Below are 13,532 nucleotides of genomic sequence, written 5' to 3'. Positions count from 1 at the left end.
TCAGCCCTGCTGTGTCTGCGGGCTCAGCGGACCTCGGTGATCTCCGGGCCGCGCTGGAGCTGTCCCATGCCGCCGGAGAAGCGGGAGCCCTCCTCCTGCTGCTGGACGCCCTCGGGGACCATCTGGGCGTCGTTGGGCAGCTTGAGGACGATCGGGTCGCGGGGCGCCATCGGGCCCTCGCCGCGCACCACGACCGTGTCCCGGAAGATCTGCTCCAGCAGCCCGGCCGCCTGCGGCTGCACCGCGCCCTGGCCGGAGATCACACCGCGCAGGAACCAGCGCGGGCCGTCCACGCCGATGAACCGCACGACCTGGAAGCCGCTGGTTCCGTCGGGGAGCTGCACCGGCACCTGGGCCCGCAGCTCCCAGCCGAGGGGGCCCTCGACCTCGTCGACGATGCCGCCCTGCTGGGTGATGCCGCTCGCGATCTCCTCGCGGACCTCGCCCCAGATGCCCTCGCGCTTGGGGGCGGCGAACGCCTGGAGCTGGACGGCGCTGTCGCGCAGTACGACGGTCGCGGCGACGATCGCGTCACCGGCGACCTCGACCCGCAGTTCCATGCCGTCGACCCCGGGCACGAACAGACCGCCCAGGTCGACGCGGCCCTCGGCCGGGTCGCGCACCTCGGTGGAGTCCCAGGGTCCGTCGGGGCGCGGCTCGGGCTCGAGCCGTACCCGCGTCTGCTCTTCCGCCTCGGTGTCGACGCTGTCGACGACCTGCTCGGCCTCGCCGGCCGCGTCCTCGGCGGCACCCTTCTTGTTGCGACGTCCGAACACGTCACTGTCCTTCCCGGTCGGATACGACCGAAGCGTATCGATTCCCACCCGCCCGGCCACCTGTGGCGGCCGGACCGTCGTGCCGCGCTAGCCGTCCACCGAGGCGTGGCCTCCGGTGGACCCGAAGCCCCCCTCGGCCCTCACCGAACCGGGAAGTTCCGCGACCTCCTGGAAGCGGACCCTCTCGACCTGCTGGACGACCAGTTGGGCAATCCGGTCGAAGCGTTCGAACCGCACACTGTCGCGCGGATCGAGATTCACCACGATCACCTTGATCTCTCCACGGTACCCGGCATCAACCGTCCCTGGGGCGTTCACAAGCGCCACTCCGCAGCGGGCCGCCAGCCCCGAGCGGGGGTGCACGAAGGCCGCGTACCCCTCGGGCAACGCGATGGCCACGCCCGTGGGCAGCACGGCCCGCTCACCGGGCTTCAGTTCGCATGCCTCGGTGGTGCGCAGATCGGCCCCGGCGTCACCGGGGTGCTCGTACGCCGGAAGCGGTACGTCGGGGTCGATGCGGCGGAGCCGGACGTCCAGCGGGGCGCTCACGGGTTCACCTCGAAGGCACGGGAGCGCCGGATCTGGTCCGGGTCGCTCATGGCGGCCCTGATCTCCTGCTCGCGGCCGTGTTCGGTGAAGTGGTCGACCTTCACCTCGATGAACAGCGCCTCCGCGCGGACGGCGACGGGCCCCTCGGGGCCGCCTATGCGGCCGGTCGCGCGCGAGTAGATCTTGCGTCCGGCGACCGCGGTGACCTCGGCCTGCAGATGCAGCACGGTGCCGACGGGCACCGGAGCCACGAAGTCGGTCTCCAGCCGTCCGGTGACGGCGATGGTGCGCAGCAGCCAGTTCAGCGAGCCGAGGGTCTCGTCCAGGGCGGTGGCGAGCACCCCGCCGTGTGCGAGGCCGGGGGCGCCCTGGTGGGCGGGCTGGACGGTGAACTCGGCGGTCAGCGAGACGCCGTCGCCCGCGCGTGCCTCCAGGTGCAGCCCGTGCGGCTGGCCGGGGCCGCAGCCGAAACAGTGTTCGTAGTGGGCACCGAGCGGCTCACCGGGCGCGGGGGCGTCGGGGTGCCGGACGGGGGGCTGCGCGTCGGCGGGGGGCTGGAGACTGGCTGAACTCACAGGCGCAGACCTTACCGCTCCGCCCTGTGGCCGCCACCACGCCGCCGCCCCGGCGTCCGGGATGTCCGTCCACCGTGCCAAGCTTGGCCCATGCAGCTCTCCGCCGCCCCCTACGAAGAACGCCTGACCGCCCCGCGCTCGTGGTGGCTGATCAGCGTGCTCGTGGGCGTCTCCTTCGCTCTGATCCTGCTGCCCTTCGGCACCCTGCCGCTGCTCGGCGGCCTGGTCGGCGGCACGGCCGTCGCGGCCGTGATGGCCAGCGCGTACGGCTCCCCGCGCATCCGTGTGGTGGGCGACGCGCTGATCGCGGGCGATGCGCGGATTCCGGTGTCGGCGCTCGGCGCGGCCGAGGTGCTGGACGCGGAGGAGGCCCGCGCCTGGCGCACCCACAAGGCCGATGTCCGCGCGTTCCTGCTGCTGCGGGCCTACATCCCGACGGCGCTGCGGGTCGAGGTGACCGACCCCGAGGACCCGACGCCGTACCTGTACCTGTCGACGCGGGAGCCGGAGAGGCTGGCGGCGGCGATCGCGGGCGCGAAGACCCCGGCCGCCTGAGCCTCGCGGGGCGTCAGCTGCCGGTGCCCTCCGGGTATCCGGTGATCCTCAGCGGGTCCTCGGGCTCCTCCAGCGGCGGCAGGTCGGCCAGCCTGTCCCAGGGGACCTGGCTCTTGCGCAGGTCGGCCCGCACGCGTGCGGCGAGCTTGCGGGTGTCCCGGCGGTTCATGACCGCGCCGACGGCGGCGCCGACCATGAACGGCATGAGGTTGGGCAGGTTGCGGACCATGCGCTTCATGACCTGCTGGCGCAGTTCGCGCTTCATCCGGCCGCTGAGGGCGGCGTCGATGGACGCCGGCTTCATCACGTCGATGCCGCGCTCCCCCGACCAGGAGGACAGATACGCGATGCTGCGGACGCGGAGGCCGCCCGGCGGGCGCAGGCCGTAGACCTCGTGGAGTTCGGCGATGAGCTTCAGCTCGATCGCGGCGACCCCGGTGATCTCGGCGGCCAGCTCGGTGGGCATGGCGGGCGGTACGGGGAGCATGGCGGCGGCGCCGATCCCGGCGCCGACCGTGGAGGTGCCGGCGGCCGCTCCGGCCACCAGTTTGTCGGCGAGCTGCTCGGGCCCGAGGCCCGGGAACTGCCGGCGCAGGGTCGCGAGGTCGCGTACGGGGACGCGTGGGGCCAGGTCGATGACCCGGTCGGCGACGTAGGCCAGTCCCGCGCGGGCGTGCGTGCCGCCCCTGCGGGCGCCTTCGCGGGCCAGCAGGCGGGCGCGGGCCCGCATCGCCGCCGCGCGGCCGGGGGACTCCCCCGTCCTGGCCGCGTCGGTTACAAACGCGGGTTCGAGCGAGGCCCCCGGTCCGGCGGGGCCCCGCTCGTGTTCGTCACGTGTGCCGTGCGAGCCCTTGAAGAGCCCTTTGTCCGCTCCCGGAAGGTGGAAGCGGCGCTTCCGCGGAGGGGTCGAGCCAGTCACGGCCGACCCGTCCCTAGTCGCAGTCGCGGCAGATCGGCTGGCCGTTCTTCTCACGGGCCAACTGGCTGCGGTGGTGGACCAGGAAGCAGCTCATGCAGGTGAACTCGTCCTGCTGCTTGGGCAGCACGCGGACGGCCAGCTCCTCGTTGGAGAGGTCGGCGCCCGGCAGCTCGAGGCCCTCAGCGGCCTCGAACTCGTCGACGTCCACCGCGGAGGTGGACTTGTCGTTCCGGCGGGCCTTCAGCTCTTCGAGACTGTCCGAGTCGACGTCGTCGTCGGTCTTGCGTGGAGTGTCGTAGTCGGTTGCCATGGGTCGCTCTCCCCCTCTGGGTGTCTGCGGTGTCTTCAGCGCACGTAACGCGTGAGAGGCCGGACTTGTGCCCGACCTGAGGCGGAGATTTTGCCTCACATCAAGGTCTGTTACTCAATCGACACCCAACCCGGTTCCTCGTGAGTGATCGGCTTGGATGGCGGTGAGGACCGTACACGGTTCGAATGCCGCACCTCAAAGGCGCCTCATCGTGTACTTCCCGTGATCAGGAGCCCTGAAAACCCGGATTTTCCCGGCTTTCCGGCCCCCTTCATGATCACAGACAGTGCATGGCCGGAAAACCGCCCATGTGATTGATCACACAGGAAAAACCTCTTTCGGTGCTCGGAAAATTCCGCGCGAAGCGAACATCCTGCGCGAGTGTCGGGATCTGTGACAAGGGCGGTCACAACGGCAGCGTCACCCGCATCACCAGACCGCCGCCCTCACGCGGAACGGCCGCGATGTGGCCGCCGTGCGCCCGCGCCACGGACCGCACGATGGACAGCCCGAGCCCGACCCCCTTGTCGCTGCCCGTACGCTCCGTGCGCAGCCGCCGGAAGGGCTCGAAGAGGTTGTCGATCTCGTAGGCGGGCACCACGGGACCGGTGTTGGCCACGGTCAGCACCGCGCGGCCGTGCTCGACCGCCGTACTCACCTCCACCCAGCCGCTCTCCGCCGCCCCGCCCTCGCGCTGCGTCTCGTCCGGAGCCACGTTGTAGCGCACCGCGTTCTGGACGAGGTTGAGCGCGATGCGTTCCAGCAACACGCCGTTGCCGCGCACCACGGCGGGCTCCAGCTCGCTGCGGATCTCCACGCTCCGGGCCTCGGCCTCGCCGCGCACCTGGTCGATGGCCTGCCCGGCCACCTCCGCGAGGTCCACCGGACCCCGCTCGACGATCTGGTTGTCGCTGCGGGCGAGCAGCAGCAGGCCCTCCACCAGTTGCTCGCTGCGCTCGTTGGTGGCCAGCAGGGTCTTGCCGAGCTGCTGCAGCTCCACCGGGGCGTTCGGGTCCGAGAGGTGGACCTCAAGCAGGGTGCGGTTGATCGCGAGCGGGGTGCGCAGCTCGTGGGAGGCGTTGCCGACGAAGCGCTGCTGGGCGGTGAAGGCCCGCTGGAGCCGCTCCAGCATGTCGTCGAAGGTGTCGGCAAGCTCCTTCAGCTCGTCGTCCGGGCCGTCCAGCTCGATCCGGCGGGACAGGTCCGACCCGGCCACCTGGCGGGCGGTGCGGGTGATCCGGCCGAGCGGGGAGAGCACCCGGCCGGCCATCGCGTAGCCGAACGCGAAGGCGATCACCGCGAGACCCAGCAGGGCCAGCAGCGAGCGGCTGAGCAGGTTGTCCAGGGCCACCTGGCGCTGGTGGTCGACGCACTGGCTGATCGCGGTGTTGAAGTCCTGGAGCGACAGGCTGGTGGTGTTGTTGATCGCCGGGCAGTTGCCGCTGGAGACCCGGAGGTCCTGGTAGCCGACGATCTTGAACAGCGGCTGGTTGCCGGTGCTGATCGCCTGCGCGGCCAGCAGATAGATGATCGACAGCAGCAGGATGCCGGCGATCAGGAACATGCCGCCGTAGAGCAGGGTGAGCCGTATCCGGATGGTCGGGCGCAGCCAGGGGAAGGGCGGCTGGGGGCGGGGGTCCCAGGTGGGCTTCGGGGGCGCCTGGGGCGGCGCGGGCGAGGCGGCCACGGCGGATCAGATCCGGTAGCCGGAGCCGGGGACCGTCACGATCACCGGCGGCTCGCCGAGTTTGCGGCGCAGCGTCATCACCGTCACCCGCACCACGTTGGTGAAGGGGTCGGTGTTCTCGTCCCACGCCTTCTCCAGCAGTTGCTCGGCCGAGACGACCGCGCCCTCGCTGCGCATCAGGACCTCCAGCACCGCGAACTCCTTCGGCGCGAGCTGGACCTCCTTGCCGTCGCGGAAGACCTCGCGGCGGTTGGGGTCGAGCTTGATGCCGGCCCGCTCCAGGACGGGGGGCAGAGGCACGCTGGTGCGGCGGCCCAGCGCCCGCACGCGTGCGATCAGCTCACTGAAGGCGAACGGCTTGGGCAGGTAGTCGTCGGCGCCGATCTCCAGGCCCTCCACGCGGTCGCTGACGTCACCGGACGCGGTGAGCATCAGCACGCGCGTGGGCATCCCCAGCTCCACGATGCGCCGGCAGACGTCGTCGCCGTGCACGAGCGGGAGGTCGCGGTCGAGGACGACCACGTCGTAGTCGTTGACGCCGATGCGCTCCAGGGCGGCCGCACCGTCGTACACGACGTCGACGGCCATGGCCTCCCGGCGCAGTCCGGTGGCCACCGCATCGGCGAGCAACTGCTCGTCCTCGACGACGAGTACACGCACGTCGCTAGTCCTTCCTGAAGTCCACCCGCGTAGCCGCGCTCGGGGCGCGGACGGGCGGAGACGGCCGTGGGATGGGCCTCCATCCTGCCCTTTTCGGCCATAAGTCGGCTGTAAGCCGGGGCGGGGGCCGCTGGGACGGAGGAGGCGGGACGAGAATGCCGGAATTTCTCCCGCCGGCGAGGTTTCCGCGCTGAAGCGGAAGGGGAGGACGGCTTTACACCCCGCGATCACGCTCTGCATGTGCCGCAGCACCATGCGGTACTCCACGATCACTCGGCGGAGCGGGCGCGGGTGTCCGGCATCGTCGCCGCCCAGCAGGGCAGCGCTGGGCACCCGCGGCGATGATCGCCCCTTCCTTGACCCGGCACATCCCGTGCCACCGACCCACGACCCAGGACGAGGGGGCGCAGCATGGACGCTTTCACCACGGGACTTCTGCAGCGCATAAAGGCGACCGAGTCCGATCTGACGCGGGCGCGTGACGAGGGGGACGACTTCCTCGTCGACGTGGAGCAGGGTGAGCTGGACGACCTGCGCCGTCTCGCCGCCGAGCACGGGGTCGAGGTCGGGGTCACCCCCGCCTGACCCGCCCCGCGCGGTTCAGTCCTGCCAGGCGCCGAAGTCCCCCAGCAGTCGCTGGAGGGGCTCGAAGACGGCGGGGGTACCGGCGAGCGTCAGCTCGGCCGAGGGGCGCTCTCCGGGCCGCCCGCCGGTCACGGCGCCCGCTTCCCGCGCGATGAGGTCCCCCGCCGCCACGTCCCACGGATGCAGGCCGCGCTCGTAGTACCCGTCGAGCCGGCCGCAGGCCAGGTCGCACAGGTCGATCGCCGCCGAACCGCCGCGCCGGATGTCGCGGACCAGCGGGATCAGCCGGGCCGCGATCTCCGCCTGCCGGGCGCGGACCTCGGCGACGTAGTTGAAGCCGGTGGAGACCAGCGCCTGGTCGAGCGGGGCCGGCGGGCGGCAGGCCAGCGGGCGCTCGCCCTCCCATGCGCCGGTGGCCCGGGCACCCCCGCCGAGCACGGCCTGGTAGGTCTCGCCGCGCATGGGGGCCGCGACCACTCCGGCCACGGTCTCCCCGTCCACCTGGGCCGCGATGGACACGGCCCAGGTCGGCAGCCCGTACAGGTAGTTGACGGTGCCGTCGAGCGGGTCGATGACCCAGCGGACCCCGCTGGTGCCCTCGGTGCTGGCGCCCTCCTCACCGAGGAACCCGTCGTCGGGACGGCGCCCGGAGATCAGGTCCACGATCAGCTTCTCGGCGGCCAGGTCCATCTCGGTCACGACATCGACCGGGCTGGACTTGGTCGCCGCCACCGCGAGGTCGGCCGGCCGCCCGTCCCGGAGCAGCGCACCCGCCTGCCTGGCGGCATTCCGGGCGAGCTGGAGCAGTTCGGAGTGGAGGGGGTCGGTCACGGGTCTCCTTACGCGTAGGGGCTGTCGGCGCCCGCTGCGGCGGGGCGTGGGGCGCGGGCCGGGCAGCAGCCGACCGGGCAGACGTTGTGGCTCGCGCCGAGCGCCCCCAGGGCGCACGGGGTGATCTCGCGGCCGCGCTCGGTGCCCGACCGCTCCACGACCAGGTCGCGGACGGCGGCCGCGAAGCGGGGGTCGGCGCCCACGGTGGCCGAGCGGCGTACCGGCAGGCCCAGTTCCGCCGCCTTGGCGGTGGCCTCGGTGTCGAGGTCGTAGAGGACCTCCATGTGGTCGGAGACGAAGCCGATGGGGGCCATGACCACGGCCGGGACCCCGGCGGCGTGCCGCTCCTCCAGGTGGTCGCAGATGTCCGGCTCCAGCCAGGGGATGCGCGGGGCACCGGAGCGGGACTGGTAGACGAGCTGCCAGGGGTGGTCGACACCGGTGCGCTCGCGGACGGCGTCGGCGATCAGCTGGGCCACGTCCAGGTGCTGGGCGACATAGGCGCCACCGTCGCCGTGGCCCTCGACGGGGCCGGAGGTGTCGGCGGCGGCGAGCGGGATGGAGTGGGTGGTGAAGGCGATGTGGGCGCCGTCGCGCACCTCGTCGGGGAGGTCGGCCAGCGAGCGCAGTACCCCGTCGACCATGGGCTCGACGAAGCCGGGGTGGTTGAAGTAGTGCCGGAGCTTGTCGACCTCGGGCGGCGTCAGCCCCTCCGCCTCCAGCGTGGCGAGCGCGTCGGCCAGGTTCTCCCGGTACTGGCGGCAGCCCGAGTAGGAGGCGTAGGCGCTGGTGGCGAGGACCAGCACGCGGCGGCGGCCGTCGGCGGTCATCTCGCGCAGGGTGTCGGTGAGGTACGGCTGCCAGTTGCGGTTGCCCCAGTAGACCGGCAGGTCCAGCCCGTGGTCGGCGAAGTCCTTGCGCAGGGCGTCCAGCAGTTCGCGGTTCTGCTCGTTGATCGGGCTGACCCCGCCGAACAGGAAGTAGTGCTGCCCGACCTCCTTGAGGCGTTCCTTGGGGATGCCGCGGCCGCGCGTGACGTTCTCCAGGAACGGGACCACGTCGTCCGGGCCCTCGGGACCGCCGAAGGAGAGCAGGAGCAGGGCGTCATAGGGGGTGACATCGAGCGCGTCTGGCATGACTCGATCCTGCCACCCGCCACTGACGGGGCGGAAACGGCACGGGGCCGCGCCAGGAAAGCAGGTCTTCACACCAGTTCGTCCCGACCGGAAACCGGCTGCGTTAGGGTCACCTGATTTGTAAGCTGTATCCACCTACTTCGCGCCTTACTGAGCAGTCCAGACGGAGCCCCCCGTGCCCAGCCCCTACCGCGCCCTGTTCACCGAACCGGGCACCAAGCGCTTCTCCGCCGCGGGTCTCGTCGGCCGGATGCCGCTGTCGATGATGGGCATCGGCGTGGTCACGATGATTTCCCAGCTCACCGGCCGCTACGGCCTCGCGGGAGCCCTCTCGGCCACCCTGGCGCTCTCCGCCGCCGTGCTCGGACCGCAGATCTCCCGCCTGGTGGACCGGCACGGACAGCGCCGGGTGCTGCGCCCCGCGACCCTGGTGGCGCTCGCGGCCGGCGCCGGACTGCTGCTCGCCGCGCACTTCGGCTGGCCGGACTGGACGCTGTTCGCCTTCGCGGCCGGGGTCGGCGCGGTGCCCAGCCTCGGCGCGATGATCCGCTCCCGCTGGGCCGCCCTGTACGCCGGCGACCCGAGGCTGCACACCGCCTACTCGTTCGAGTCGGTCGTCGACGAGGTCTGCTTCATCTTCGGGCCCATCCTGTCCATCGGCCTCTCCACCGCCTGGTTCCCGGAGGCCGGACCGCTGCTCGCGGCCTGCTTCCTGGCCGTCGGCGTCTTCTGGCTGACCGCCCAGCGCGGCACCGAGCCGGTGCCGCATCCGCGAGAGGACCACAGCACCGGAAGTGCGCTGCGCTCCCCCGGACTCCAGGTGCTGGTGGCGACCTTCGTGGCCACGGGCGCGATCTTCGGCGCGATCGACGTGGTCACCGTCGCCTTCGCCGACGAGCGCGGCCACAAGGGCGCGGCCAGCGTGGTCCTCGCGCTCTACGCGGCCGGTTCGTGCGTCGCGGGCCTGGTCTTCGGGCTGCTGCGCTTCTCCGGTCCGGCGCAGCGCCGGTGGCTCCTGGGCGTGGGCGCGATGGCCATGAGTATGATCCCACTCCTACTGGTCGGAAACCTGGCACTTCTGGCCGCGGCACTGTTCGTTGCGGGGCTGTCCATCGCACCGACGATGATCACGACGATGTCCCTCATCGAAAAGCACGTACCTCGCGCGAACCTCACCGAGGGCATGACCTGGGTGAGTACCGGTCTGGCGGTCGGGGTCGCGCTCGGCTCCGCCATGGCGGGCTGGGTGATCGACGCGGCCGGCGCGCGCGCCGGGTACGGGGTCCCGGTGGCCGCCGGGGCCGCCGCGGTCGTGGTCGGTTTCCTCGGGTACCGCCGGCTGCGCAGGCCGGTCACGGGGCGGGGAGGCACCGTTGGGCAGCACGGCGAACGGGAAGCACGGAACGTGGCGTAACTGGGGCGGCAATGTCACCGCCCGGCCCGCCCGGCAGGTGACACCGGCCTCGGTCGAGGAGCTGGCCGCCGAGGTGCGCGCGGCCGCCGAACGCGGGCAGCGGGTGAAGGCGGTGGGCACCGGGCACTCCTTCACCTCCGTCGCCGCCACGGACGGGGTGCTGATCCGCCCCGATCTGCTGACCGGCATCCGCGCCATCGACCGCGCCGCCATGACCGTCACGGTCGAGGCGGGCACCCCGCTGAAGCGGCTCAACGCGGCGCTGGCGCGCGAGGGTCTGTCGCTCACCAACATGGGCGACATCATGGAGCAGACCCTCGCCGGGGCCACCAGCACCGGCACCCACGGCACCGGCCGGGAGTCCGGCTCCATAGCCGCCCAGATCACCGGGCTCGAACTCGTCACCGCCGACGGCTCGGTGCTCACCTGCTCCGCCGGGCAGAACCCCGAGATCTTCGCGGCCGCCCGGATCGGCCTCGGCGCGCTCGGCGTCGTCACCGCGCTGACCCTCGCCGTCGAGCCGCTGTTCCTGCTCACCGCGCGCGAGGAGCCGATGCCGCTCGACCGGGTGCTGGCGGAGTTCGACCAACTCTGGGCGGAAAACGAGCACTTCGAGTTCTACTGGTTCCCGCACACCGGCAGCACCAACACCAAGCGCAACAACCGCAGCGAGGGCCCCGCGCAGCCGGTGGGCCGGGTGGCCGGCTGGTTCGAGGACGAGTTCCTGTCCAACGGCGTCTTCCAGGCGGTCCAGTGGGTGGGGCGCGCCGCCCCCGTCTCCGTACCGGCCATCGCCCGGGTCTCCAGCCGGGCCCTGTCCGCGCGGTCGTACACCGACATCCCGTACCGGGTGTTCACCTCGCCGCGCCGGGTGCGGTTCGTGGAGATGGAGTACGCGGTGCCGCGCGCGGCCGTGGCCGAGACGCTGCGGGAGCTGCGCGCGGTGATCGAGCGGTCCGGACTGCGGGTCAGCTTCCCGGTCGAGGTGCGTACCGCCCCGGCCGACGACATCGCCCTGTCCACCGCCTCGGGCCGGGACAGCGCCTACATCGCGGTCCACATGTTCCGGGGCACCCCGTACCAGGCGTACTTCAGCGCGGCGGAGCGCGTGTTCACCGCGCACGAGGGGCGGCCGCACTGGGGGAAGGTGCACACGCGGGACGCCGGGTACCTCGAAGGGGTGTATCCGCGCTTCACCGAGTTCACGGCATTGCGGAACCGGCTGGACCCGGAACGGCTGTTCCAGAACGACTACTTGCGGAGGGTTCTGGGGTAGTGGGTGCCGGGTCGGTCGCGCCCTCGCTCGGCGCGGGGGCCGGGCTGGTCGCGTCCCCGCCGGGCACGCCGCTCGGCCCGTCACTCGGGGTTCGGGGCGTCTCGGGCGTCGTCGGCCGGGTGGTGGCGGAGCCGCCCCCGGCCGGGGTCTCCCCGGTGGGGCCCGTGCTGCCGGAAGGCGTGGTGGCGGGCGCGGGGTCGTCGCCCCCGCGGCGGTGGGAGGAGTTGTGGCCGCCGACCGCGTCGCTCACCGTGGTGCCCGAGCCGCCGCTGAAGCTGTTGCCGGACGCCGCCTCGAAGACGGTGATGCCGCCCATGGTGACCCCGAAGACCAGGGCGGCCGCGAGCAGCGGGCGCTTCCAGCTCTTGACCTTCGCCCGGTACACGGTGCCCTCGGTGAACTCTCCCGGCCCCGGCTCCCGCTGCGCCGCCGGCTGACCGGCGACGGCCGGCGTGCGGGACCGGGCGGGGTCCCGGGCCTCGCGGAGTTGCTCGCCCGTACGCCGGAAGAACTGCTGGAAGACCGAGCCGCCGCAGGTGGCGACGATGCTGACCACTCCGGCGCCCAGGATCGTGCCGTACACCCCGAAGTAGGAAGCCATCTTGGCCGCCACGACCGCCGCGAGCGCGCTGCCCGCGACCTGGGGGACGTTCAGGTCGAATCGCTTACGACCCGCATCGGGCGTTTCACGCATACCCGGAACCCGCTGCCTTTCCCTCGCTCGGTGCCGGCCGCTGCCGACATGTGACGAGTGAGGGACGTGCGAACGAAACCATTAGTTCCGTTTCGCCGGATTGCGTGAACTTCGCCACGTTGGTGACGTCCGGAACCCACCCACGAGCGGCCAAGTCGCACCCCCCGGAAGAAGTTGACGGGCGCGCCGAACGACGCGCATGGCCCGAATGGAGTACTGTTGCGAGCCCTGGGCACCGGTGTCCCATCGGGATGTCCGGAGCCCCGCAGGGCCGCCAGGAGGGGGAAAGTTGCACAGGGTGATGAAGTTCGTCACTCAGCGTTGCGAACAGGTAACCGTGCCATAACGGCGGTGCCCGGCTCGCGCCCGACACGCCGGGCAACTCGGCAAGGTTGTGGCAGGTTGCGCTCGGGCAGGCCACACTCGACTAGCGGAAGCAGCGACGCACGTGACGTCGGCAGGCACCATCCGGGAGGTCCCCATGCCCGAACTGCGTGTCGTGGCCGTCTCGAATGACGGCACACGGCTGGTGCTCAAGGCTGCCGACGCGACGGAGTACACCCTTCCGATCGACGAGCGGCTGCGCGCCGCCGTGCGCGGTGACCGCCCCCGCCTCGGCCAGATCGAGATCGAGGTGGAGAGCCACCTCCGCCCCCGTGACATCCAGGCGCGGATACGAGCCGGTGCCACCGCGGAAGAGGTCGCCCAGCTCGCCGGCATCCCCGTCGACCGGGTCCGCCGCTTCGAGGGGCCGGTGCTCGCCGAGCGCGCCTTCATGGCCGAGCGCGCCCGCAAGACCCCCGTCCGCCGCCCCGGCGAGAACTCCGGCCCGCTGCTCGGCGAGGCCGTGCAGGAGCGGCTGTTGCTGCGGGGCGCGGAGAAGGACACCGTCCAGTGGGACTCCTGGCGCCGCGACGACGGCACGTGGGAGGTCCTGCTCGTCTACCTGGTCGCGGGCGAACCGCACTCGGCGAGCTGGACGTACGACCCGCCCCGGCGGCTCGTCCAGGCCGTCGACGACGAGGCGCGCTCGCTGATCGGCGAGTCCGACGACCTCGCGGTGCCGGAGCCCAGCTTCCCGTTCGTCCCGCGTATCGCACGGCTGCCGCGTGACCGCGGCATGGACCGCGCGCTGGACCGGGGCGACCGCGAGCGGCTCAGTCTGCCCGCGCAGCCGTCCGAGCCCGTCGAGGAGTCCACGGGTGAACGCGACTCCCTGACCAGCCTGTTGGAGGCCGTGCCGAGCTTCCGGGGTGACCTGGTGGTGCCCGAGCGGCCGCCGGAGCCTCCGGAGGAGCCGGCCGAGGAGGTCATGGAGGAGGAGCCTCCGGCGTCCGCCGCGTCGGCCGGTTCCGCCTACGCGGACGTACTGATGCCCCGTGCCGTCTCCAGCCACCGCGACCGGCTGACCGGCGCGACGGACCGTCAGGCCGAGGCCGACGGGGTGCGCCCCGGCCGCCGGGCCGCCGTACCGAGCTGGGACGAGATCGTGTTCGGCACCCGGCGCAAGAAGCAGGAATAGCAGGAGTAGCAGGACCGTAGGGGTGGAGCGTGGGTGCGCTCCA

The 13,532-nt window shown here is 72.2% G+C and carries 14 protein-coding genes and 1 pseudogene; 5 read left to right on the top strand and 10 right to left on the bottom strand.

The annotated features are described in order from the left end of the window. Nucleotides 1-23 precede the first annotated feature (23 nt). The 3 genes and pseudogenes from E5082_RS17775 to E5082_RS17765 all read right to left on the bottom strand — a co-directional run bounded on the left by E5082_RS17775 (nucleotide 24) and on the right by E5082_RS17765 (nucleotide 1,900). Nucleotides 24-776, bottom strand: a complete 753-nt coding sequence (locus tag E5082_RS17775) for a DUF3710 domain-containing protein (protein ID WP_135792231.1) — start codon at nucleotides 774-776, stop codon at nucleotides 24-26. A 1-nt stretch (nucleotide 777) separates the two neighbouring features. Further along, a pseudogene (dut, locus tag E5082_RS17770) lies at nucleotides 778-1,325 on the bottom strand (dUTP diphosphatase). Then, the gene (locus E5082_RS17765; protein ID WP_135792230.1) at nucleotides 1,322-1,900 is read right to left on the bottom strand and encodes a PaaI family thioesterase; all 579 of its coding nucleotides are present in this window, start codon (nucleotides 1,898-1,900) and stop codon (nucleotides 1,322-1,324) included. The pseudogene dut and the gene E5082_RS17765 overlap by 4 nt, the downstream one beginning before the upstream one ends. A gap of 90 nt (nucleotides 1,901-1,990) precedes the next feature. Here E5082_RS17765 and E5082_RS17760 point away from each other — a divergent pair, with 90 nt between their 5' ends. Further along, nucleotides 1,991-2,455, top strand: coding sequence for a DUF3093 domain-containing protein (locus E5082_RS17760; RefSeq protein ID WP_135792229.1), 465 nt, complete (start codon nucleotides 1,991-1,993; stop codon nucleotides 2,453-2,455). Between the two features lie 13 nt (nucleotides 2,456-2,468). Here the strand turns inward: E5082_RS17760 and E5082_RS17755 are convergent, their stop codons facing one another. From E5082_RS17755 to E5082_RS17740, 4 genes are all read right to left on the bottom strand, one after another. Next, a complete protein-coding gene (locus E5082_RS17755) occupies nucleotides 2,469-3,374 on the bottom strand; it encodes a hypothetical protein (RefSeq protein ID WP_135792228.1) in 906 nt (301 codons plus the stop codon). Between the two features lie 13 nt (nucleotides 3,375-3,387). Then, nucleotides 3,388-3,684 carry a DUF4193 domain-containing protein gene (locus E5082_RS17750; protein WP_005481602.1) on the bottom strand — a complete coding sequence of 99 codons (297 nt, stop codon included), beginning with the start codon at nucleotides 3,682-3,684 and terminating at the stop codon, nucleotides 3,388-3,390. 406 nt (nucleotides 3,685-4,090) lie between these two features. Further along, complete coding sequence (locus tag E5082_RS17745; protein ID WP_135792227.1) at nucleotides 4,091-5,371, bottom strand: sensor histidine kinase; 1,281 nt, start codon at nucleotides 5,369-5,371, stop codon at nucleotides 4,091-4,093. Between the two features lie 6 nt (nucleotides 5,372-5,377). Next, nucleotides 5,378-6,031, bottom strand: coding sequence for a response regulator transcription factor (locus E5082_RS17740; protein WP_007387794.1), 654 nt, complete (start codon nucleotides 6,029-6,031; stop codon nucleotides 5,378-5,380). Nucleotides 6,032-6,442: 411 nt separating this feature from the next. Between E5082_RS17740 and E5082_RS32410 the strand changes: the two genes are divergently transcribed. Then, nucleotides 6,443-6,616, top strand: a complete 174-nt coding sequence (locus tag E5082_RS32410; protein ID WP_167514088.1) for a hypothetical protein — start codon at nucleotides 6,443-6,445, stop codon at nucleotides 6,614-6,616. A 15-nt stretch (nucleotides 6,617-6,631) separates the two neighbouring features. Here the strand turns inward: E5082_RS32410 and E5082_RS17735 are convergent, their stop codons facing one another. Next, nucleotides 6,632-7,447 (bottom strand): inositol monophosphatase family protein, encoded by an 816-nt coding sequence (locus E5082_RS17735; RefSeq protein ID WP_135792226.1) that lies wholly within the window; start codon nucleotides 7,445-7,447, stop codon nucleotides 6,632-6,634. A gap of 8 nt (nucleotides 7,448-7,455) precedes the next feature. Continuing rightward, nucleotides 7,456-8,583 carry a ferrochelatase gene (locus E5082_RS17730; RefSeq protein ID WP_135792225.1) on the bottom strand — a complete coding sequence of 376 codons (1,128 nt, stop codon included), beginning with the start codon at nucleotides 8,581-8,583 and terminating at the stop codon, nucleotides 7,456-7,458. A 175-nt stretch (nucleotides 8,584-8,758) separates the two neighbouring features. Here E5082_RS17730 and E5082_RS17725 point away from each other — a divergent pair, with 175 nt between their 5' ends. Together E5082_RS17725 and E5082_RS17720 are read left to right on the top strand one after the other, a co-directional pair. Continuing rightward, nucleotides 8,759-9,997 carry an MFS transporter gene (locus E5082_RS17725; protein ID WP_135792224.1) on the top strand — a complete coding sequence of 413 codons (1,239 nt, stop codon included), beginning with the start codon at nucleotides 8,759-8,761 and terminating at the stop codon, nucleotides 9,995-9,997. Then, entirely contained in the window at nucleotides 9,957-11,273 is a 1,317-nt protein-coding gene (locus tag E5082_RS17720) for a D-arabinono-1,4-lactone oxidase (RefSeq protein ID WP_135792223.1), read from the top strand. The genes E5082_RS17725 and E5082_RS17720 overlap by 41 nt, the downstream gene beginning before the upstream one ends. Here the strand turns inward: E5082_RS17720 and E5082_RS17715 are convergent. Further along, the gene (locus E5082_RS17715; protein ID WP_135792222.1) at nucleotides 11,200-11,967 is read right to left on the bottom strand and encodes a hypothetical protein; all 768 of its coding nucleotides are present in this window, start codon (nucleotides 11,965-11,967) and stop codon (nucleotides 11,200-11,202) included. The two genes, E5082_RS17720 and E5082_RS17715, sit on opposite strands and share 74 nt — an antisense overlap. 481 nt (nucleotides 11,968-12,448) lie before the next feature. Between E5082_RS17715 and sepH the strand changes: the two genes are divergently transcribed. Then, a complete protein-coding gene (gene sepH / locus E5082_RS17710; protein WP_135792221.1) occupies nucleotides 12,449-13,489 on the top strand; it encodes a septation protein SepH in 1,041 nt (346 codons plus the stop codon). Nucleotides 13,490-13,532 lie beyond the last annotated feature (43 nt).

It is taken from the genome of Streptomyces griseoluteus (assembly GCF_004784465.1).
Classification (GTDB): domain Bacteria; phylum Actinomycetota; class Actinomycetes; order Streptomycetales; family Streptomycetaceae; genus Streptomyces; species Streptomyces griseoluteus.
Note: the sequence above shows the minus strand (reverse complement) of the source record. Positions and strands in the feature narration are given on the sequence as shown.

Coding starts and splice junctions, on each gene's coding strand:
- sepH (WP_135792221.1), top strand. CDS start 12,449: ATGCCCGAACTGCGTGTCGTGGCCGTCTCGAATGACGGCACACGGCTG.
- E5082_RS17750 (WP_005481602.1), bottom strand. CDS start 3,684: ATGGCAACCGACTACGACACTCCACGCAAGACCGACGACGACGTCGAC.
- E5082_RS17760 (WP_135792229.1), top strand. CDS start 1,991: ATGCAGCTCTCCGCCGCCCCCTACGAAGAACGCCTGACCGCCCCGCGC.
- E5082_RS17715 (WP_135792222.1), bottom strand. CDS start 11,967: ATGCGTGAAACGCCCGATGCGGGTCGTAAGCGATTCGACCTGAACGTC.
- E5082_RS17730 (WP_135792225.1), bottom strand. CDS start 8,583: ATGCCAGACGCGCTCGATGTCACCCCCTATGACGCCCTGCTCCTGCTC.
- E5082_RS32410 (WP_167514088.1), top strand. CDS start 6,443: ATGGACGCTTTCACCACGGGACTTCTGCAGCGCATAAAGGCGACCGAG.